A 20,425-nucleotide genomic window follows, 5' to 3' on the forward strand; every position below is an offset into this window, starting at 1 on the left:
TCGTCCTAAACAAACAATCGAGATTCTTCCCACAGCCGTGTGAAGTCACGGTCAGCGCGGGTCACGGTCAGAGCGGGGTCACGTACGCCCCGGTGATGCCGCCGTCGACGACGAACTGGGAGGCTGTCATGAAGGACGCGTCGTCGCTGGCCAGGAACGCTACGGCCGCCGCGATCTCGGACGGCTCGGCGAAGCGGCCCATCGGCACGTGGACGAGGCGACGGGCGGCTCGTTCGGGGTCTTTGGCGAAGAGGTCCATCAGCAGCGGGGTGGCGACCGGGCCGGGGCAGAGGGCATTGATGCGGATGCCTTCGCGGGCGAACTGGACGCCCAACTCCCTCGTCATGGCCAGCACTCCGCCCTTGCTCGCGGTGTATGCGATCTGGGAGGTCGCCGCGCCGAGCAGGGCCACGAAGGACGCGGTGTTGATGATCGAGCCCTTGCCCTGGCGCTGCATGTGCGGGATCGCGTATTTGCAGCAGAAGAAGACGCTGGTCGTGTTGACCTTGAGCACCCGTTCCCAGGCGTCCAGGCCGGTGACCAGGATCGAGTCGTCGTCGGGTGGGGAGATGCCGGCGTTGTTGAAGGCGATGTCGACCCGGCCGTGGCGTTCGGCGACGCCGTCGAACAGGGCTTTCACCGAGTCTTCGTCGCTGACGTCGCAGACGATGAACTCGCCGCCCACCTCGTCGGCGATCGCTTTGCCGGCATCCTCCGAGATGTCGACGCAGACGACCTTGGCGCCTTCCGCCGCGAACCGGCGGGCGGTGGCCAGCCCGATGCCACTCCCGGCCCCGGTGATGACCGCGACCCGATCCTGCAAACGCTCCACAGCCGGCCCTCTCAGCTTTCGGTTGAGATGAATACGTTCTTGACGTCGGTGAAGCCCAGCACCGCGTCGGGGCCGAGTTCGCGCCCGATCCCGGACTGTTTCATGCCGCCGAACGGGGTCCAGTAGCGCACCGACGAGTGCGAGTTGACGCTGAGGTTGCCGGCGTCGACGCCGCGGGACACCCGCAACGCCCGGCCCAGGTCCCGGGTCCAGAGGGAGCCGGACAGGCCGTACTCGGTGTCGTTGGCCAGGGCGATCGCCTCGGCCTCGTCGCGGAAGGGCAGCACCGACAGCACCGGCCCGAAGACTTCCTCGCGCCAGTGCCGGTCGCTGGTGGATTTCGCGAGCAGCACCGTGGGCGGGAACCACCAGCCGTCGCCGCCGGGGGCCGCGCCGGTGAACGCCACGTCGGCCTCGGTGGTGTACGACGCGACCCTGTCCCGGTGCGCCGCCGAGATCAGCGGACCCATCTCGGCGGTCTCGAGCCCGGGATCCTGCACGCGGAAGGACGTGACGGCGGGCTCCAGCAACGCGAGGAACTTGTCGTACACGGAGTCCTGGACGAGCAACCGGGACCGGGCGCAGCAGTCCTGTCCGGCGTTGTCGAAGACGCCGCCGGGGGCGCTCGCGGCGGCCTTCTCGAGGTCGGCGTCGGCGAAGACGATGTTGGCGTTCTTGCCGCCCAGCTCGAGTGTCACCCGTTTCACCTGGTCGGCGGCGCCCGCCATGATGGATTTACCGACCCGGGTGGAGCCGGTGAAGCACACCTTGCGCACCGCGGGGTGGGTGACGAACCGCTGCCCGACCACGTCGCCGCGGCCGGGCAGGACGGTGAACACGTGCTCCGGCAGCCCGGCCGCCAGGGCCAGCTCGCCGAGCCGGAGCGCGGTGAGCGGCGTCAGCTCGGCCGGTTTGAGCACGACGGTGTTGCCGGCGGCGAGCGCGGGCGCGAATCCCCAGCCGGCGATCGGCATCGGGAAATTCCAGGGGACGATGATGCCGACGACGCCGAGCGGTTCGTGGAACGTCACGTCGAGGCCGCCGGCCACCGGGATCTGCCGGCCGGTCAACCGTTCCGGCGCCGCGGCGTAGTAGTCGAGGACGTCGCGGACATTGCCCGCCTCCCAGCGTGCGTTGCCGATCGTGTGCCCGGCGTTGCGCACCTCCAGCTGGGCGAGCTCCTCGAGGTGGTCGTCGACCACGGCTGCGAAGCGGCGCAGCAACCTCGCCCGGTCCCCCGGGGCGACCTGCCGCCAGGAGAGGAACGCCTGCTGCGCCCGCTCGATCGCGGCGTCGGTCTCGGCCGTCCCGTTCATGGGTACGGCCTGCAGCACCGTCGCGTCCGCGGGATTGATCACGTCAAAGCTGTCCACGATCCACCTCCCCGATGATCATCACACGCCGAGCCGTCACAGCCGTTCGAAGCCGCGACGCAATTCCCAGTCGGTGACCGCGGCGTCGAAGGCGGACAACTCGATCTTCGCCATGTTCGCGTAGTGCGACACCACCTCGGCACCGAACGCCGCCGCGGCGACCGGCCCGACCTCCCACAGGTCATGCGCCTCCCGCAGGGTGGTGGGGACCCGTGGCGCCGATCTGTCGTCATACGCGTTGCCCCGGAACTCCTCCTCCAGCGACAGACCGTTCTCGATCCCGTGCAGCGCCCCCGCGATCAGCGCCGCGATGGCCAGGTAGGGATTCACGTCGCCGCCGGGCACCCGGTTCTCCACCCGCATGCCCTGGCCGTGGCCGGCGATGCGCAGCGAGCAGGTCCGGTTGTCGACCCCCCAGCGCAGCGCGGTCGGCGCGAAGGACCCGTGCTGATAGCGCTTGTAGGAGTTGATGTTCGGGGCGAACAGCAGGCTGAACTCGCGCATCGTGGCGAGCAGCCCGGCAAGCACCTGCTGACCGATCTCCGACAGGTGGGCGGGCCCGTCACCGAGCATCGCCGAACGGCCGTCGGCGTCGCGCAGCGAGAAGTGGATGTGGCACGAATTGCCCTCACGTGCGTTCGGCTTGGCCATGAACGTCAGCGCCATGCCCTCCTGGGCGGCGATCTCCTTGGCGCCGTTCTTGTAGACGACGTGGTTGTCCGCGGCGGTGAGCGCGTCGGCATAGCGGAACGCGATCTCGTGCTGGCCGAGGTTGCACTCGCCCTTGGCGCTCTCGGGCACCAGCCCGGCGCCGGCCATCTCGTTGCGGATGCGGCGCAGCAGCGGCTCGACCCGGGCGGTGCCGAGCAGCGAATAATCCACGTTGTACTGGTTGGCCGGCGTGAGGTCGCGGTAGTTCTTCTCCCACGCCTGCTCGTAGCTGTCCTTGTAGAGGACGAATTCAAGTTCGGTGCCCGCGTACGCGGTGAGCCCGTGCGCGGCGAGGCGATCGAGCTGGCGCCGCAGGATCTGCCGGGGCGAGGCGTAGACCGCCTGACCGTCCGTGGTCTCGAGGTCGGCGAGGACCATGGCCGTGCCGGGTTGCCACGGGACCGGTCGCAGGGTGCTGAAGTCGGGCTTCATGACGAAGTCGCCGTAACCGCTGTTCCACGACGACATCGCGTAGCCGTCGACGGTGTTCATGTCGACGTCGACGGCGAGCAGGTAGTTGCAGCCCTCACTGCCACCGGAGACCACCTCGTCCATGAAGTAGCGGCTGTGCAGGCGTTTGCCCTGCAAGCGGCCCTGCATGTCGGTGAGCGCGAGCAGGACGGTGTCGATGCTGCCGTTGTCGACGGCTACGTCGAGGTCCTCGAGTTCCATGGAGAAGTCCTATCGCAGGGGTCCGACAGATTTCGGGGGCCGGGCGAAACGCCCGGCCCCCGCGACGAAAGATCACTCCGGTGGGGCAGGCAGGGTCTGCTCGCCGTGCGCGGCTTTTTCGATCAGGTTCTGCTTCGGCCCGGTGAACCACTTGCGGGCGCTGACGAACCACCAGACGGTCGCGGCGCCGACGACGACCGCCACGGCCACGATCGTGTAGTTGAACGTGCCCGCGGTGATCGGACTGGCCGTGGGCAGCACGAACAGCACGCAGATGAGCACCACCCAGGCGATCGCGATCCAGCCGATCGGCGCGCTCCACTTCCCGAGGTTCCACGGGCCGGGCTGGAAGTCGGAGCTGAGCCGGCGCAGCAGCACCGGGCCGACGTACGCGATGTAGAGGCCGATGACCGCGATCGACGTCGCCGCGAGGTACGCGGTCGTGTTCCACAGCGACGGCAGGACCAGCAGAGTGCTGATGGTCACACACAGCCAGATCGAGTTGGTGGGCGTACCCGTGCGCGGGTTGACCTGCTTCCACAGCCGCGAGCCGGGCAGCGCACCGTCGCGCGCGAACGCGTACGCCATCCGGGAATTGGCCGTGACCGAGGCCATCCCGCAGAACCACTGGGCGACCATGCAGATGAGCAGCAGAGCCGTCCCGAGGTCGTGCCCGACCGCGTCGATGAAGATCTGGGCCGGCGGCAGGCCGAGCTCGGTGGTCCGCTGGGCGTCGTAGTCCTGGATCGCCCAGGTGATGGAGACCAGCAGCACGAACCCGGCGATGACCGAGACCACGACGGACATCACGATGCCGCGTGGTGCCGCCCGCGCCGCGTCGTGGGTCTCCTCGGCGACGTGCGCGGAGGCGTCGTACCCGGTGTAGGTGTACTGCGCCATCAACAGTCCGATGAGTACGGCGTAAGCGCCCGCACCCGCGAAGGTGAACCCGGTCTCGTTGCGGACCTCGAAGAAGACCTCCGAGATCGGCTTGTGGCTGTCGGGGACGATGGCGAGCACCCCGACGATGACCGCGACCCCGATCAGGTGCCACCACGCGCTCACGTCGGAGAGCATCCGGACCAGGTTCACGCCGAACGTGTTGAGCAGCCCGTGCGCGACGATGATGACCAGGAAGATCAGGAAGGTCCGCCCGGTGGTGACCTCCATGTCGAAGCTCAGGCTGAGGAACGCGGCGGTGGTGATCGCGGCGCCGAAGTCGATGGCGGCGGTGACCGCGACCTCGCCGAGGAAGTTGAACCACCCCACGAACCACGCCCAGGCGGCCTTGTTGCGTTTGGCGAGCGCGGCGGCCCACCAGTAGAGCGCGCCCGCGGTGGGGTATGCGGAGCAGACCTCCGCCATGGCGAGCGCGACAAAAGTGACCATGACACCGACGAACAGCCACCCGAGGGTGATGGCGATCGGTCCGCCGGCGGTCATGGCGATCCCGTACGACGTGATGGCGCCGGCCAGGACGGAGATGATGGAGAAGGAGACCGCGAAGTTCGAGAACCCGGACAGCCGGCGATGTAGTTCCTGCTCATAGCCGAGCTCCGCGAGGCGCTCTTCGTCGGTACTGGGGACAGGGTCAGCACTCATGAAGGCTCCCTAGACCGAGGGTCAGCGGTGACCTTGGCCACTGCCGTGCGATGAGGATCTACCCGCTGTGTTACGGCCGTCAATGCACAGGGTTAATTGCGCTGGAGTGAGTTCCATCGACGAGCCCGAATAGTCCAAAAAATCTACAGCGGCGACTCTAGAAATCGGCCTGTGACCGGCCTAACATCATGGGAGTCGGCGACGCACCGCCGACAGGCAAGCAGTACAGAACCTGTGTTGGTTAAGGAGGACGAGATACCGCAGCAACGCGTCATCGCACCGTCCCCGACCCGACGAGAGGTGATCGCAGCCGATGCCCATCACCCAGGCCATCCGTTAGCGGCACGCAGGCGGAATGACCGAGCCGACGGCGGTCGGCACCAGAATTGAACAGCCAGGGCCCCGGTTACCCGCCGGGGCCCTGGACCATGTCCGCGGACCGGCCGGCGTACACCATGGGCCGGGCGGCGAGCATGATCGGCGTGACGCCCGCGTTCCTGCGCAGCCTGGGCACCGCCGGGCTGATCGAGCCGGAACGCTCCGGCGGCGGTCACCGCCGGTATTCCCGCCACCAGCTCCAGCTGGCCGCCCGGGTCCGCCAGCTGCTCGACGAGGGCACCCTGCTGGCCGCGGCCTGCCGCATCGTCACGCTGGAGGACCGCCTGGCCGCGGCGCACCGGCACATCCTGGAGCTCGGCGGCACCATCACGCCCGAGGACGACGCCGACATCCCGACGACGACCCACCCCTAGGACAGGCCCACCGCGTCGAGACTCGCGTCCCAGAGCCGCCGGGCCCGCTCCGGATCCGTCGACCGTCCGGTCGCGGCGAACGGCCGCCGCCACGCGAAATAGCCGCCCGGCACCAGCGCCGCCGGATCATCGGCGAGCCAGCGGAGCGTCTCGGCCCCCTGCTCCGCGGTGCGGAACACCATCGGCAGGACCCGGCCCAGGGCGAAGAGCGGACTGCTCAGACCGAAACCGCTGCGGATCAGACCCGGGAAGAAACAGGTCGGCACGATCCCGTACGGACTCCAGCGCCGCGCCGCCTCGACGGTGAACAGCAGATTCGCCTGTTTCCCGGCCCCGTAGGCCAGCCACCGGCTGAACTGCCGGCGGCCCGGGCGGGCGACGTCGAGCGTGCCCCAGGCCTCGGCCAGGGAGCCGGTGGTGACGACGCGCGCGGGCTCGTCCGCCGTCGCCGCCGCCCGGAGCCGGTCGGTGAGCATGTTCGCCAGCAGGAACCCGCCCAGGTGGTTGGTCTGCAGGCTCAGGTCGAACCCGTCCACGGTGCGGCGGCCGGCGGGGGCGAGCCGGCCCGCGTTGTTGACCAGCACATGGATCCGCTCGTGCTCGGCGGACACCCGGCGGCCGGCCTCGCGCACCTCGTCCAGCACGGCGAAATCCGCCCGGTACGCGGCCGGGGTGCGCCCGGCGGCCGTGCGCACCTGGTCCACCGCGGCCCGGAGCCGCCCGGGGTCGCGACCGAGCAGGACGACCTCGTCACCGTCGCGCGCCATCGCGACCGCCGCGGCGAGCCCGATGCCGGAGCTCGCTCCCGTGATCACCACTGTCCGGCTCATCCGATCATTCGACCACGGGCCGCCGTCGTAGGTCACGGCGCCGGTTAGCGTGGGGACCATGCCTGAGCCGACCAACGCCCCGGGAACTCGGCGGCTCGCCGCGGTGGCCGCCCTGCTCCTGGTCCCGGCCGGTGCGGTCACGATGCTCGCCGGGCTGGTCGCCGCGCCGGGTTCCTGGCTGGCCGGTTACGTCAGCGAGGCCGGGGTCACCGGGATGCCGCTCGCGAGCCCGTACCGCTGGGGACTGATCGCCCTGGCCTGCGGGGTTGCGCTGCTCGGCGGGGCTCTGCGGCATCTCAGCGGCCGGGTCGCACCGGTGCTGGGAGCGGCCGCGGTGTTCGCGGCGGGTTCCGCGGTGGTGCCCTGCGCCACCACGTGCGCCCTGCCCCCGTTCGAGCCGACCACCGTGGCGGACGTCGTGCACTCCGCCGCCGCCGTCGCCGGCCTGGTCCTGCTCGCCGGTGCGATGGCCCTGATCGCCTGGTCACCGGAATTCCGGCCGGCGCAGCGACGGCTGGCCGCGGCGTCCGCCGCCCTCATCGTCCCGTCCGGGGCCGCGCTGGCCCTGACCATGCTGCTGGTGGGACGCGGAACACTCGGGGCGTACCTGGAACGGGTCGTGCTGGTGATCGCGGTCAGCTGGCTGACCGGTGCGGCGCAGCTGACCGTCCTGTCCCCGGCCGCCGAAGAGGCGCGGCAGGCGGACCGAGACAAAAATCCGGTTCGGAGCCGATAGCGCTGAGGCGTTACAGTTCCGGTGTGCTCTGGTCCGCCGCGTTCTGGCACCTGGTCGGTCTGCTGACCGGGGCGAACTCCGCTGATCTCTTCCTGGGCACCGGGGCTGTCGGTGCGGTGCTGCTCATGGCTGTGCTGGCCGCCGCGACGCTCACCGGGCGACGGACCACCGCCACGGAAGCCGTGGTTCCCGGTGCCGGCCTGCACGCGCGGGCCGCTCGTACCCGGGTTCCCCGCCACCGCGACCCGGATGCCGCGGGCCGCACCCGGCCGAGAGGACCGACAGGCGCCCTCGCGGCCGCCTGAGCACCTCTCCGCTGCACCATCGCTGAGTCCGGCCGCTGATGACCCGTCCCTGTCGTCACGCAGTCCGATCCGCGAAGGAAATCCGCATGAGCTCACTGATGGGGCTTGTCTACTCGGCCATCTCGGCCGTCCTGCTCTTCTGGCACGCCGCCTGGGACCGGCTCCTGGGCGAGGCGACCGCGTTCGGCACCTCCTGGTCCTGGGTGCTGGGCATCATCTTCCTGGTGCTGACCGTCCGGGTGCTGCTGTTCCCGGTCGTGGTCAAGCAGGTCCGTTCGCAGCGCGCCATGCAGGCGCTGCAACCGCGCATGAAGGCGCTGCAGGAGAAGCACCGCGGCGATCCGGCCGCTCTGCAGCGCGAGACGATGGAGCTCTACCGCTCGGAGAACGTCAACCCGATCACCAGCCTGATCCCGATGCTCGTGCAGGTCCCGGTGTTCATCGGCCTGTTCCACGTGCTGCGCCACCTGCGCCCGAGCATCACCAGCGAACACGCCCGGACCCTGTACGGCTGGACGCTGGGTCAGTTCGACAGTGCCGCCCACGCCGAGCTGTTCGGTGCCCCGATCGCGGCGACGTTCCGCTCGGGCGCGGCCCAGTTGCAGGTCCTCGGCGCCCAGGCCGGCACCGTGCGCGCGGTGACGCTGGTGCTGATCGCCGTCATGGTCGTGACGACCTGGCTGACGAGCCGGCAGATGATCCTGCGGACCGGCTGGGCGCAGGACCCGCAGCAGCGCATGATCCAGCGCCTGATGCTGTACGGCATCCCGTTCTCACTGCTGATCTCCGGCCTGATCTTCCCGCTCGGCGTGATCATCTACTGGGTGACGCAGAACCTGTTCGCCCTGGGACAGCAGACCTGGATCCTGCACGCCTATCCGCCGCCGGCCCCGGCCGTCCAGCCCGCGGGCCCGGGCCTGACCTGAGGCAGCCGTCGTGCGATCGTCGAGCCATGCGATCTGTGGACGAGCGGTGGCAGCGCCCCGGGCCCACCCGCCGGCAACAACGCCGGGACGTGGCGCTCGGGGTGGCGGTGGCTGCTTTCGCCGTACTCAATCTGTTCCTCGCCCGCAGTGCCGGCCTCCTGGCCGCGGAAGACCTGCCGGGCCCGGGTGAACAGGTCGTCTGGGTGCTGGCGCTCACCCTGCCGTTGGGCGTGCGCAGACGGTGGCCGGACGCCGTCGCGCTGATCATGGCGGCGCTGTTCATCGGGTCCCAGGTGCGTGGCGTGCAGGAACAGCAGGTCACCGCGTGGGCCATGCTGGCGATGATCTACACGCTGGGTGCGTGGGGGCGGCAGCACCGCCGGTCCCAGCTCATCCGGTTCGTCATCATCGGGGCGATGTTCTCGTGGCTGGGCATCGCCTGGGCGATCTCGCACCACCTGATCGACGATCAGCCCCAGGGCGCCTCGGGTGAGCTGCCGCCGCTGCTCGCCACGCTGATCCACACCCTCGCCGCGAATGTGGTGGTGTTCGGGTTCGCCTACCTGCTCGGTGAGGCCATCTGGCACTCCACCCGCCGTCAGCACCAGCTCGAGGTCCAGGCGGCAGAACTCCTCGCCGCGCAGGAACTGGCCGGGCGGCGGGCGGTCGCCGAGGAACGCCTCCGGATCGCCCGTGACCTGCATGACGTGGTGGCCCACCACGTCTCGGTCATGGGCATCCAGGCGTCGGCCTGCCGTCGGGTGCTGGACCGGGACCCGGACCGGGCCCGCACCGCGTTGTCGGCGGTCGAGGACGGTGCCCGGACCGCCGTGGACGAGCTGCGCCGCATGCTCGGCGCCCTGCGCTCCCCCGACAGCCCGCCGGACGAGAACATCCCGGCGGCCGGCCTGGACCGGATGGCAGGCCTGGCCGACCGGGTCCGCGGCGCCGGCCTCGAAGCCCGGTACGCGGTGTACGGCGACCCCGCCCCGGTGCCCGATTCGGTGTCCCAGGCGGCGTACCGGATCGCGCAGGAAGCGGTGACCAACACCCTGAAGCACGCGTCCGCGACCACCGTCGACATCCGCGTCCGCTACCTCGCCGGGGAACTGGAGGTCGACGTCGCCGACGACGGGACCGGACCGGCCGGCCAGGGCACCGGAACGGGCATGGGGCTGATCGGGATGCGGGAACGGGTCGCCGTGCACGACGGCACGCTGGAGAGCGGCCGGCGCACCGGCGGTGGCTTCCGGGTCCGTGCCCGGCTGCCGATCGCCCGGACCGAGCTCGCGGGGGACGCCCGATGATCCGGGTGCTGCTCGCCGACGACCACCGGATGGTCCGCACCGGTTTCCGGGTCATCCTCGAGATCGAGGACGACATCGAGGTCGTGGGCGAGGCCTCCGACGGGCACCAGGCCGTCGACCTGGCCCGGCGGCTCCAGCCCGACGTCATCCTCATGGACGTCGAGATGCCCGGGATGGACGGTCTGACCGCGACCCGGGCGATCACCGAGCAGAACGGCCCCGCGGTCCTGATCCTCACCACGTTCGACCGCGACGACTACCTGTTCGCCGCACTGCAGGCCGGCGCCAGCGGGTTCCTGCTCAAGAACGGCACGCCCGAGGAGCTGGTCGAGGCCGTACGCGTGGTCGCCGCCGGGGACGCGCTGCTGACGCCCGCGGTCACCCGCCGGGTGATCGCCACGTTCGCCACCTCCGGGTCACCCCGGCACCGCCCGGCCCGCCTCGACGACCTGACCCCGCGTGAGAACGAGGTCTTCGTGCTACTGGCCGGCGGTGCGACGAACGCGGAGATCGCGACGGCGCTGCGACTCGGGGAGACGACCGTGAAGACGCATGTGAGCCGGGTCCTGATGAAGATCGGCGCGCGGGACCGGACCCAGGCGGTCGTGCTCGCGTACGAGCTCGGGGTGGTTCGTCCCGGATTGCCCTGACCGTCGTCCTCCTGGCGGAGGACCAGGCTTGTCCTTCGCGAGCCGGACGCGGCCGACCAAGATCAGCTCTAGCGTTGGGGTATGACCAACGTGCTGAGTGTCGACGCCGTCAGCCGCAGTTTCGGGGACCGCCAGGTGCTCAAGGACGTCTCGTTCGACGTGGGCGCCGGACGGATGACCGGTTTCGTCGGGGCGAACGGCGCCGGCAAGACCACCACCATGCGCATCATGCTCGGCGTGCTGGCCGCGGACACGGGTGAGGTGCGCTGGCAGGGCCGGCCGCTGACCCGCGAGCTGCGACAGCGCTTCGGCTACATGCCCGAGGAACGCGGCCTCTATCCGAAGATGACCGTCACCGACCAGATCGTCTACCTGGGACGGCTGCACGGCATGACCGCCACCGCGGCCGCCACCGGCACCGCCGCGCTGCTGGAACGCCTCGGCCTCACCGAACGGGCCGGCGAACCGGTGGAGAAGCTCTCCCTCGGTAACCAGCAGCGGGTGCAGATCGCCGCCGCCCTCGTGCACGACCCCGAGGTGCTCGTGCTCGACGAGCCGTTCTCCGGCCTGGACCCGCTCGCCGTCGACGTCGTGCTCGGCGTGCTGCGCGACCGGGCCGCGGCCGGGGCGCCGGTGCTGTTCTCCAGCCACCAGCTCGACGTGGTGGAACGGCTCTGCGACGACCTGGTGATCATCGCGGACGGCACGATCCGGGCCGCCGGCAGCCGCCACCAGCTCCGGGCCGACCACGCGATGCCACGGTTCCGCATCGAGGTCGACACCGACGCGGGCTGGCTGCGCGACCAGCCCGGCCTGACGCTCATCGACCTCGACGGCGCCGAGGCGGTCTTCGACCTCGCGCCCGGCACCGACGACCAGGAGGTGTTGCGCGCGGCCCTGGCCCGTGGCCGGGTCCACGCGTTCGGCCCCGTGTCCCCCTCGCTCACCGAGATCTTCCGGGAGGTCAACCAGTGACCACGTTCGCCGCCGCCAGACTGGTCGCCGCCCGCGAGGTACGGGTGAAGCTGCGCGACAAGACATTCATCTTCAGCACCGTGTTCTTCCTGTTCATCGCGATCGCCAGCACCGTGCTGCCGGCCGTGCTCAGCGGCGGCGCCACCACCGTCGCGGCCGCCGACCCGACCGTGGCGGCCGCGCTGCAGCAGGCCGGCTTCGAGGTCACCCCGGCGACCGACGACGCCGGGGCCGAACGCCTCGTCCGTGACGGCGACGTCGACGCGGCCGTGGTGGCCGGGCCCACGGTGCTCGCCCTGGACGAGGAGCCCTCCGACGTGGTCGGGGCGCTCAGCGTCGCACCGCCCGTACAGCTGCTCGACCCGGACGCGATCGACCCGTTCCTCAAGTTCGTCGTGCCGTTCGCGCTGGCGTTCCTCTTCTTCATCACGTCGTTCACCTTCGGCATGCAGATCGCCCAGAGCGTCACCGAGGAGAAACAGACCCGGATCGTCGAGATCCTCGTGTCCAGCATCCCGGTGCGCGCCCTGCTCGCCGGCAAGGTGGCCGCGATGACACTGCTCGCGTTCGGCCAGATCGCGCTGATCGCGCTGGTGGCGTTCGCCGGGATGCAGATCGCCGACGTCGACACCAAGGTGGTGAGCCTCGTGGGCCCGGCGATCGGCTGGTTCCTGCCGTTCTTCGTCCTCGGCTTCGTCATGCTGGCGACACTGTGGGCCGGTGTCGGCGCGCTCGCCGCCCGGCAGGAGGACATCGCCGGAGCGTCCACCCCGCTGCAGATGGCGGTCATGCTGCCGTTCTTCGCGGTGCTGTTCCTCACCGACAACGACCCGGTGATGCGGATCCTGTCCTACGTGCCGTTCTCGTCGCCGATCGCCATGCCGGTCCGGATCTTCAACGGCGACACCGCGGTCTGGGAACCGCTGGTGGCGCTGGTGGTCCTGGCGGCCTCCGCGGCGGTGTTCCTCTGGATCGGCGCCCGGGTGTACGAGGGCTCCCTGCTGCGCACCAACGGGCGTACCTCGTTCGCCACCGCCTGGCGCAGCCGCTCGACGTCGAGCTGACCCGTCCGTGAGCCCGCCGCGTCGCCCCCGGAAAGCCGGGTCAGGCGACGCGGCGGCGGACGATCGCCAGCAGCGACTGCTCGACGTCCTCGATCGGGCGCTCCGGCTGGAAGACCAGCCAGTCGACCGCGACCACCAGACCCACCCCGAACAGCGCGGACGACGCCACCCGCACGTCCAGGTCGTCCGGGAGGTCACCGGACTCGACGCCGGCCCGGACGGTCTCCGCGATCACCCCGATGGCCCGTTCCCGCAGCAGCACCAGGGTCTGCTGCCACTCCCGGTTCGTCCGCCACATCTCCGAGAGCAGCAGCTGCGCGAACGCCTGGTACTTGCGGATGTACTCCAGCTCGGCGCGGACCAGCGCGGCCACCGCCTCCTGAGGCGGCAGACCCTCCACCGCCTCCCGGAACGCCTCGGTGAGCAGGTCGATGCCGTGCTTCAGCAGCCCCTCGAACAGCATCGTCTTGGAGCCGAAGTTGTAGTAGATGGTGCCCTTGGCGACCCGGGCACGCTGGGCGATGTCGTCGACAGAGGTGGCGGAGAAGCCTTTTTCGGCGATCAGTTCCACCGCGGCCTGGTACAGCCGGTTGCGGGTCTCCAGACGTCTCTGCCGTCGGCCGTCCACGGTTGTCAGATCACCAGCTCCGGATGCAGGTCGGACGGGGTCAGGCGACGCTTGCGGTGCGCCATGACGACCGTGAGCGCGAGCGCGCCGAGGCCGTACCCGAGCAGCGCCAGGAAGCCGGTCACCACCGTACCCGCCGGGCCTCCGTCGATCGCGTGGCGGAGCGCCTGCACCACGTACGTCATGGGCAGCAGCGGGTGGATCGCCTGGAAGAAGCCCGGCGTGGTCTGCACCGGATAGGTGCCGCCCGACGAGGTGAGCTGCAGCATCAGCAGGGCCAGCGCGAGGATGCGGCCGGCCGGTCCGAGCGCCGCACCGAGCAGTTGCATGATCGCCGCGAACGCCGTCGCGGTCGCCATCAGCAGAGCCAGCGTGAGCACGGGCTGCACCGGGCTGAGACCGAGCGTGAAGACCACCACCACGAACAACAGCAGGGCCTGCGCGAGACCGACCGCCACCGCCGGCAGCAGACCCGCCAGTGCGACCCGGTACGCGGGCGCACCGGACACGATGTAGCGCCGGTTGAGCGGCCGCAGCACCATGTACGTGATCATCGCGCCCACCCACAGCGCCAGGGCCAGGAAGTACGGCGCGAAGCCCACCCCGTACGTCGCGGCCGGGTGCCGGACCGTGCGATCGAGCTGCACCGGGTTGCTCAGCAGATCCGCCCGGTTCGACGGGTCGTCGCCGTAGGACGGGATCTCGCCGGCGCCGTCACTGAGCCCCGACGCGAGCTTGGCCGCGCCGTTCTGCAGGTCACCGAGCCCACCGGCGAGCTGCCGGCCGCCGCTCTCGAGCGTCCCGAGCCCGTTGTCGAGCTCCCGCGCCCCCGACGCGAGCTGGAAGATCCCGCCCCGCAGGTCCCGCGCGCCGGACGCGGCCTCCGCCGTGCCGTTGTCGAGCTTCTCGGCCCCGGTTGCCAGGTCACCGAGCCCGGACGCCAGCTTGTCCACACTCGCCCGGGCCGCCGCGACGTCGTCGGCGAGGCGAGGCGCGGCGGCGGCGACCTTGCGCGCATCCGCGGAGACAGCCCGGAGACGCTTGCTCAGGGCGGTCAGGTCCGAGCCGTCGATCGTCGACCGCACCCGCTTCGCGTCGACCACAAGCTGCTTCGCGTACGAGCGAGCCGGCGCGATCCCCGGCGTCTCGTCCGGCAGCCCGTCGAGGTACTTCTGCAGCCGGGTCGCGTTGCCGACCGCGGCATCGGCGGCGGCGTCGAGCCGGTTCACGTTGCGGGAGAGCAGCTCCGCGCCGTCGGCGATCTGGTCGGCGGCATCCTGGATGAGTCTCGAGTTCTGGCGCAGCACCGGTTCGACCTTGTCGGCGGCGGCATCTACCGTGGTCGCGAGCTGCCGTCCCCCGGCCGCCGCCTGCCGCGTACCCGTGGCAAGCTGAGCCGCCCCCGCCTGCAGCGACGCGAGCCCGTCGGCGAGATCGTCGGCACCTTTCGCGGCCGTCCCGAGCCCGGACGAGAGCCGCCCGGCGCCGTTCTCCGCGTCCGACAGCCCGTCGGTGAGCTTGCCGGCACCGTTCTCCGCGTCGACCAGCCCGTTGTCGATCTTCTTCGCACCGTCGGCGGCCTGCGCGGTCTGCGACTGCAGATCGGTGAACCCGATGAGCATCTTGTCGAAGTACCCGGACTGGGCGGACTGCGCGGCGGCGGCCCGGACCTCCTCGAACGCGGTCCGCGAGAAGACGCCGGCAAGGTAGTTCGTGGCATCGTCGTTGACGACGACAAGCTGCGCGGGCCGCGGCGTGGCATCCTGATCGGGCCCGCTCGTCAGGTTCCTGGAGAAGTCACCCGGGATCCGCAGCGACAACTGGTACCGCCCGTCGGCCAGCCCCTTCTCCGCGCCGGCCGCATCGGTCACGTGCCAGTCGAAGACCTCCCGCTCGATCAGCTTGTCGGCAAGATCCTTCCCGGCGTGCACCTGCGTGCCGTCGGTCGCCGTGGCGGAGGTGTCCTCGACCACGAGCGCGGCCGGGACATGATCGAGCTTCCCGTACGGATCCCAGAACGCGTACAGATACAGCGCGCCGTAGAGCAGCGGGATCACACAGATGACAACGAGCGCGGCAACCGGCAGCCGGCCGCGGAGGAATCGGCGCAGCTCATAGCCCGCCAAGCGCACACTGGACAATCCCGTCATTTCCTCGCACCCTTCTCCCCGGCCACGCCATCCCTCTCGCCCGGCCCGGCCACGCCATCCCTCTCGCCCGGCCCGGCCACGCCATCCCTCTCGCCCGGCCCGGCCACGCCATCCCTCTCGCCCGGCCCGGCCACCTGGACCGGCTCGGCCACCTGGACCGGCTCGGCCGGCTCGGAGCCGCCGAGTCTGATGACTGTCGAGACCCGGGATTCGTCGAGTTCGCGGGCGGTCAGCAGGACCGCTGCACCGCCGGCCGCCACCTCGGCGATCAGCTCCCAGAGCCGCTCGCGCTCATCGGCGTTCATGCCCTCGTCGGTGACGTCGAGCGCGATGAGCCGCGGATCCCCGACGCGGGCCAGCACCAGACCCAGGACCTGCCGCTGGAATGGGCTCAACTCGAAACCGCGCATCGCCGGATCGAGACCGTGCCAGTCGACCTCTGCGGCGGGGCTGCGGCCGACCAGCAGAAGCCTTTCCCGGAGGTGTTCAGCGACGGTCAACACGGATTCCGGCTCGGAGACATCGGGCACATAGCCCAGCGCGGCGGCACCCGTGAGGTCCACGCGGCCGGCGGAGAGCTTGAATCGCCCGGCGAGCGCCAGCAGGACCGTGGTGCGTCCGCTGCCGGGCGGCCCGACGATCGCGACCACCTCGCCCGGGGATGCCTCGACGTGCACGTCACGGAAGAGCCATCGGCGGCGGTGGCGGACGCCCGCACCGCTCGCGGTCAGAACCGGCATGCTGTTCACCCACTTTAAACTGACTGGTCAGTTCAAAAACTTACTCCTGATGTCCATCGATCGATGGATCGGGTGGCGGACCTCACTTTCCCCGGTGGACCCGGCCTCCGGCAGAGGGCAGGATCGGGGGCATGGTGACGCGATGGGGCATGACCGTTCCGCTGAGTGGGGTTTCGCTGGCCGAGCACGCTTCGGTCTATGCGGCGCTGAGCCAGGCCGGGTTCACCGACCTCTGGTCCAGTGAGGTCAACGGCGCCGACGCCTTCACCCCACTGACCCTCGCCTCGGTCTGGGAGCCCGAGGCTCGGCTCGGCACGGCGATCACCCCGGTCTTCACCCGGGGCCCCGGCCTGCTGGCGATGACCGCGGCCGCGCTGGCCGACGCCGCACCGGGCCGCTTCCAGCTGGGGATCGGCGCCTCGTCCCCGGTCGTCGTCCACGACTGGAACGCGGCGGAGTTCACCCAGCCGTTCGCCCGCAGCCGCGACATGCTCCGCTTCCTGCGGGCGGCGCTGGCCGGCGAGACGGTCGACGAGGCCTACGAGACGTTCCAGGTCCGGCGCTTCCGGCTCGAACGTCCGCCGGCGGTGCCCCCGCAGCTCCTGCTCGCCGCGCTGCGACCGGGGATGCTGCGGCTGGCCGCCGCCGAGGCCGACGGGGTGATCCTCAACTGGCTCGCCGCCACCGACGTCGCCCAGGCCCTCGGCGAGGCCAAGACCGGCAAACCCGACTTCGACATCGTGGCCCGCATCTTCGTCTGCCCCACCGACGACCGCGACTACGCCCGTACGGTCGGCCGGCGCATGATCGCCGCCTACCTCACGGTCCCCGCGTACGCCGAGTTCCATCGCTGGCTCGGCCGGGAACCGGCCCTGGCCCCGATGTGGAAAGCCTGGGCCGCACGCGACCGGCGAGCCGCCCTCGCCGCCATCCCCGACGAGGTGGTCGACGACCTCATCGTCCACGGCACCCCCGCGGAATGCCGGGCCCACGTCACCCGGTACGCCGACGCGGGGGTCACCGTCCCGGTCATGGCCCTGCTCCCCACGCCCGAGCTCGAGGCCGGCGGGGCAACCGCCCTCAAGGAACTGATCGCCACCCTCGGCCGCTGAAACAAAAAAGGCGCACCCCCTGCGGGGTGCGCCTTCTGCCAAGGTGGGTCACTCGCTGTCGGCCAGGATGGCGTAGAGCTTGCGCTTGGTCTCGTTCAGCACCTCGAGCGCCTTCTGGCGCTGCTCCGGGGTGCCGTTGAAACCGACCTGGCGCAGGGCGTCCATGATGCCGACCGCTGCGTCACGGAAGTCCGCGACCTGCGACATCGTGTCATCGCTGAACTGCGCCCAGGGCGGGTTCTCCGCCGCGGTCTGCGCTTCCGCCCGCCCGTCCTCGGTGAGCGTGAAACGCTTGCGGCCGCCGGTGGCCTCCGCCTCGATGAGCCCCTCGTCCTCCAGCAGCTGCAGCGTCGGATAGACCGAGCCGGGGCTGGGGCGCCAGATGCCGCCCGTGCGGCTCTCCAGCTCCTGGATCATCTCGTAGCCGTGCATCGGACGCTCCAGCAGGAGCGCCAGCAGCGCCGGGCGGACGTTGGGCCGGCTGCCGCGGCCTCCGCGGCGGGGACCTCGCGGGCCGCCGGGACCTTCCGGACCCCAGCCACCGAAGCCGCCTCGCCCAGGTCCACCGAACGGGAATCCGGGCGGGAACCCGAAGCCGCGCATCCGACCCTCGTGCAAGTGACGCATGTGTTCGTGCCTCATGATCTTCTCCGATCTGTTGTCGATAGTTAGACGATATATCGGCAACGTGTCGACGACAAGTCTCCCGAGGCAGGTTTTTGGATCCGGCGGGGCGGGTGGGGTGTCAGACGCTCCGCATCTGGCAATCTGTTACCTGTGCTGACTGTGCCCATCCGCCAACTCGGGGAGTCCGAGCGGGCCACGGTCGAGCGGATCCTCGACCAAGACCCGTACGCCGGCGCTCAGATCGCCGAGCGTGTGGCAGCCCATGGGCTCAACTGGTGGCGATCCGACGGCCGCATCTACGGGTACGGATCAGGCCGGCGCGTCGAGTCGCTCTGCTGGTCCGGTGCGCACCTGGTCCCGGTGTGCGCCACTCCCCCGGCCGTCGCGGCCTTCGCTGAGCTGCTCGGCGCCGACCCCCGGATCTGCTCGTCGATCATCGGCCGGTCCGAGGCGGTACTCGACCTGTGGGAACGCCTGGGCGGCCACTGGGGCCCGGCCCGCGACGTACGCCCCAACCAGCCCCTGCTCGTCGCCGACCGGGAATCACCCATCCCACCCGACCCGGAGGTACGGCTCGTCCGGTCGACCGAGGTGGATCAGCTCTTCCCAGCCGCGGTATCCATGTACACCGAGGAAGTGGGAGTCTCACCCCTGCTCGACGACGGCGGCCGCGGCTACCGGCGCCGCATCGCCGAGCTGGTCCGGGGCAAGCGCGCGTACGCCCGATTCGTCGGGGACAGGGTGGTTTTCAAGGCCGAGCTGGCCATCGTGACCAGCCGCACAACCCAGGTCCAGGGCGTCTGGGTGGACCCGGAATACCGCGGCCGAGGCCTGGCCGCCGCAGCGATGGCCGCCGTCGTCCGCGACGCCCTCCGCCGGGTCGCACCAACCGTCAGCCTCTACGTGAACGACTACAACACCCCCGCCCGCCGGGTCTACGCCCGCTGCGGATTCGTCCAGCAGGGCAGCTTCGCCACCGTCCTGTTCTGAGCCCAGCCCACCCCTGAGCCCAGCCCGCTCTGAGCCCCGCCCGCTCTGAGCCGACTCCCCGATGGAAGAGCGGCCTGCTCCACGTCGGCCTCCGCCCTCGGCCCTCCCGCTCTGAGCGTGGTTGGCGTCCGGGATCACCGCGGCCCGGCCCCCGCGCAGGCGAAAGCCGGGCCCCAGCGGAAGCCCTGTGCGCCCGGCGTGTCCCGGGCCTGGAACGCGTTCAGCCCCGCCCGGGGACCGGACGGGGCTGAACGAAACGAGTACGGGTCAGTGCACGGTCACCCGGGGGCCGGGGACGAGGTCCCGCAGTTCCTCGGGCAGGTCCGCGCCCATCTCGTCGGCGAGGCGCAGGGCCTCCTCGACCAGGGTCTCCACGATGATCGACTCGGGGACGGTCTTGATGACCTGGCCCTTGACGAAGATCTGGCCCTTGCCGTTGCCGGACGCCACCCCGAGGTCGGCCTCGCGGGCCTCACCCGGGCCGTTCACGACGCAGCCCATGACCGCGACGCGCAGCGGCACCGGGAAGCCCTCGAGCGCCGCCGTGACCTGCTCGGCGAGGGTGTAGACGTCGACCTGGGCGCGCCCGCAGGACGGGCAGGAGACGATCTCGAGGCCGCGCTCGCGCAGCCCGAGGGACTCGAGGATGCCCTGGCCGACCTTGATCTCCTCGACCGGCGGGGCCGAGAGGGAGACCCGGATGGTGTCGCCGATGCCCTCGGCGAGCAGGGCACCGAACGCCACCGCGCTCTTGATCGTGCCCTGGAACGCCGGACCGGCCTCGGTCACGCCCAGGTGCAGCGGGTAGTCGCACTGCTCGGCGAGCAGACGGTAAGCGCGGATCATCACGACCGGGTCGTTGTGCTTGACCGAGATCTTGATGTCGCGGAAGCCGTGCTCCTCGAACAGCGAGCATTCCCAGAGGGCCGACTCGACGAGCGCCTCAGCGGTCGCCTTGCCGTACTTCTGCAGCAGCCGCTTGTCGAGCGAGCCGGCGTTGACGCCGATCCGGATCGGGGTGCCGGTCGCGGAGGCCGCCTTGGCGATCTCCTTGACCTTGTCGTCGAACTGGCGGATGTTGCCCGGGTTGACCCGGACCGCCGCGCAGCCGGCGTCGATCGCCGCGAAGACGTATTTCGGCTGGAAGTGGATGTCGGCGATCACCGGGATCTGCGACTTGCGGGCGATCGCGGGCAGCGCCTCGACGTCGTCCTGGGAGGGCACCGCGACCCGGACGATCTGGCAGCCGGACGCGGTGAGCTCGGCGATCTGCTGGAGGGTCGCGTTCACGTCCGAGGTCAGCGTCGTGGTCATGGACTGGACACTGACCGGCGCGCCACCTCCGACGAGGACCCCGCCGACGTTGATCTGGCGGCTCTGCCGGCGCTGCGCCAGCGGGGGCGGGGGCACTGCGGGCATGCCGAGACTGATTGCGGTCATTTC

At 70.6% G+C, this 20,425-nt stretch carries 20 protein-coding genes; 10 read left to right on the forward strand and 10 right to left on the reverse strand.

The annotated features are described in order from the left end of the window. Positions 1 to 67: 67 nt before the first annotated feature. From ACIA6A_RS03615 to ACIA6A_RS03630, 4 genes are all read right to left on the reverse strand, one after another. Complete coding sequence (locus ACIA6A_RS03615) at positions 68 to 832, reverse strand: 3-oxoacyl-ACP reductase (RefSeq protein ID WP_396095820.1); 765 nt, start codon at positions 830 to 832, stop codon at positions 68 to 70. An 11-nt stretch (positions 833 to 843) separates the two neighbouring features. Beyond that, positions 844 to 2,205 (reverse strand): aldehyde dehydrogenase family protein, encoded by a 1,362-nt coding sequence (locus ACIA6A_RS03620; RefSeq protein WP_396095821.1) that lies wholly within the window; start codon positions 2,203 to 2,205, stop codon positions 844 to 846. A gap of 36 nt (positions 2,206 to 2,241) precedes the next feature. Next, positions 2,242 to 3,588 carry a glutamine synthetase family protein gene (locus tag ACIA6A_RS03625; protein WP_396095822.1) on the reverse strand — a complete coding sequence of 449 codons (1,347 nt, stop codon included), beginning with the start codon at positions 3,586 to 3,588 and terminating at the stop codon, positions 2,242 to 2,244. A gap of 72 nt (positions 3,589 to 3,660) precedes the next feature. Then, a complete protein-coding gene (locus ACIA6A_RS03630; RefSeq protein ID WP_396095823.1) occupies positions 3,661 to 5,190 on the reverse strand; it encodes an amino acid permease in 1,530 nt (509 codons plus the stop codon). A gap of 428 nt (positions 5,191 to 5,618) precedes the next feature. Between ACIA6A_RS03630 and ACIA6A_RS03635 the strand changes: the two genes are divergently transcribed. After that, on the forward strand, positions 5,619 to 5,942 hold the full coding sequence (locus ACIA6A_RS03635) for a MerR family transcriptional regulator (protein ID WP_396095824.1): 324 nt from the start codon (positions 5,619 to 5,621) through the stop codon (positions 5,940 to 5,942). On the opposite strand, the gene ACIA6A_RS03640 is transcribed toward ACIA6A_RS03635, so the two are convergent. Beyond that, positions 5,939 to 6,760, reverse strand: a complete 822-nt coding sequence (locus ACIA6A_RS03640) for an SDR family NAD(P)-dependent oxidoreductase (protein ID WP_396096438.1) — start codon at positions 6,758 to 6,760, stop codon at positions 5,939 to 5,941. The genes ACIA6A_RS03635 and ACIA6A_RS03640 overlap by 4 nt on opposite strands. A gap of 70 nt (positions 6,761 to 6,830) precedes the next feature. Between ACIA6A_RS03640 and ACIA6A_RS03645 the strand changes: the two genes are divergently transcribed. The 7 genes from ACIA6A_RS03645 (at position 6,831) to ACIA6A_RS03675 (ending at position 12,735) form a co-directional block, all read left to right on the forward strand. Beyond that, positions 6,831 to 7,508 (forward strand): DUF998 domain-containing protein, encoded by a 678-nt coding sequence (locus tag ACIA6A_RS03645; RefSeq protein WP_396095825.1) that lies wholly within the window; start codon positions 6,831 to 6,833, stop codon positions 7,506 to 7,508. A gap of 23 nt (positions 7,509 to 7,531) precedes the next feature. Beyond that, positions 7,532 to 7,813 carry a DUF6412 domain-containing protein gene (locus ACIA6A_RS03650; protein WP_396095826.1) on the forward strand — a complete coding sequence of 94 codons (282 nt, stop codon included), beginning with the start codon at positions 7,532 to 7,534 and terminating at the stop codon, positions 7,811 to 7,813. Between the two features lie 86 nt (positions 7,814 to 7,899). Next, on the forward strand, positions 7,900 to 8,739 hold the full coding sequence (yidC, locus tag ACIA6A_RS03655) for a membrane protein insertase YidC (protein ID WP_396095827.1): 840 nt from the start codon (positions 7,900 to 7,902) through the stop codon (positions 8,737 to 8,739). Positions 8,740 to 8,765: 26 nt separating this feature from the next. After that, a complete protein-coding gene (locus tag ACIA6A_RS03660; protein WP_396095828.1) occupies positions 8,766 to 10,046 on the forward strand; it encodes a sensor histidine kinase in 1,281 nt (426 codons plus the stop codon). Then, positions 10,043 to 10,696 carry a response regulator gene (locus tag ACIA6A_RS03665; protein ID WP_396095829.1) on the forward strand — a complete coding sequence of 218 codons (654 nt, stop codon included), beginning with the start codon at positions 10,043 to 10,045 and terminating at the stop codon, positions 10,694 to 10,696. The genes ACIA6A_RS03660 and ACIA6A_RS03665 overlap by 4 nt, the downstream gene beginning before the upstream one ends. Positions 10,697 to 10,777: 81 nt before the next feature. Then, the gene (locus ACIA6A_RS03670) at positions 10,778 to 11,671 is read left to right on the forward strand and encodes an ABC transporter ATP-binding protein (protein ID WP_396095830.1); all 894 of its coding nucleotides are present in this window, start codon (positions 10,778 to 10,780) and stop codon (positions 11,669 to 11,671) included. Then, positions 11,668 to 12,735: an ABC transporter permease gene (locus ACIA6A_RS03675; protein ID WP_396095831.1), complete on the forward strand. Its 1,068-nt coding sequence runs from the start codon at positions 11,668 to 11,670 to the stop codon at positions 12,733 to 12,735. The genes ACIA6A_RS03670 and ACIA6A_RS03675 overlap by 4 nt, the downstream gene beginning before the upstream one ends. Before the next feature lie 40 nt (positions 12,736 to 12,775). On the opposite strand, the gene ACIA6A_RS03680 is transcribed toward ACIA6A_RS03675, so the two are convergent. From ACIA6A_RS03680 to ACIA6A_RS03690, 3 genes are read right to left on the reverse strand one after another with little or no spacing between them, the layout of a single operon-like run. Beyond that, on the reverse strand, positions 12,776 to 13,363 hold the full coding sequence (locus ACIA6A_RS03680) for a TetR/AcrR family transcriptional regulator (RefSeq protein ID WP_396095832.1): 588 nt from the start codon (positions 13,361 to 13,363) through the stop codon (positions 12,776 to 12,778). Between the two features lie 5 nt (positions 13,364 to 13,368). Further along, positions 13,369 to 15,513 carry a YhgE/Pip family protein gene (locus tag ACIA6A_RS03685; RefSeq protein ID WP_396095833.1) on the reverse strand — a complete coding sequence of 715 codons (2,145 nt, stop codon included), beginning with the start codon at positions 15,511 to 15,513 and terminating at the stop codon, positions 13,369 to 13,371. Next, complete coding sequence (locus tag ACIA6A_RS03690) at positions 15,510 to 16,190, reverse strand: ATP-binding cassette domain-containing protein (protein ID WP_396095834.1); 681 nt, start codon at positions 16,188 to 16,190, stop codon at positions 15,510 to 15,512. The genes ACIA6A_RS03685 and ACIA6A_RS03690 overlap by 4 nt, the downstream gene beginning before the upstream one ends. Positions 16,191 to 16,402: 212 nt before the next feature. On the opposite strand from ACIA6A_RS03690, the gene ACIA6A_RS03695 reads away from it, so the two are divergent. Next, on the forward strand, positions 16,403 to 17,365 hold the full coding sequence (locus ACIA6A_RS03695; RefSeq protein ID WP_396096439.1) for an LLM class F420-dependent oxidoreductase: 963 nt from the start codon (positions 16,403 to 16,405) through the stop codon (positions 17,363 to 17,365). Between the two features lie 48 nt (positions 17,366 to 17,413). Here the strand turns inward: ACIA6A_RS03695 and ACIA6A_RS03700 are convergent, their stop codons facing one another. Beyond that, positions 17,414 to 18,007: a PadR family transcriptional regulator gene (locus ACIA6A_RS03700; RefSeq protein ID WP_396095835.1), complete on the reverse strand. Its 594-nt coding sequence runs from the start codon at positions 18,005 to 18,007 to the stop codon at positions 17,414 to 17,416. Between the two features lie 135 nt (positions 18,008 to 18,142). Between ACIA6A_RS03700 and ACIA6A_RS03705 the strand changes: the two genes are divergently transcribed. After that, positions 18,143 to 18,982 (forward strand): GNAT family N-acetyltransferase, encoded by an 840-nt coding sequence (locus ACIA6A_RS03705; protein ID WP_396095836.1) that lies wholly within the window; start codon positions 18,143 to 18,145, stop codon positions 18,980 to 18,982. A 267-nt stretch (positions 18,983 to 19,249) separates the two neighbouring features. On the opposite strand, the gene ispG is transcribed toward ACIA6A_RS03705, so the two are convergent. After that, the gene (gene ispG, locus ACIA6A_RS03710; RefSeq protein ID WP_396095837.1) at positions 19,250 to 20,422 is read right to left on the reverse strand and encodes a flavodoxin-dependent (E)-4-hydroxy-3-methylbut-2-enyl-diphosphate synthase; all 1,173 of its coding nucleotides are present in this window, start codon (positions 20,420 to 20,422) and stop codon (positions 19,250 to 19,252) included. Positions 20,423 to 20,425: the final 3 nt, after the last annotated feature.

Origin of the sequence: Actinoplanes sp. NPDC051494 (assembly GCF_044454705.1) — a bacterium.
Classification (GTDB): domain Bacteria; phylum Actinomycetota; class Actinomycetes; order Mycobacteriales; family Micromonosporaceae; genus Actinoplanes.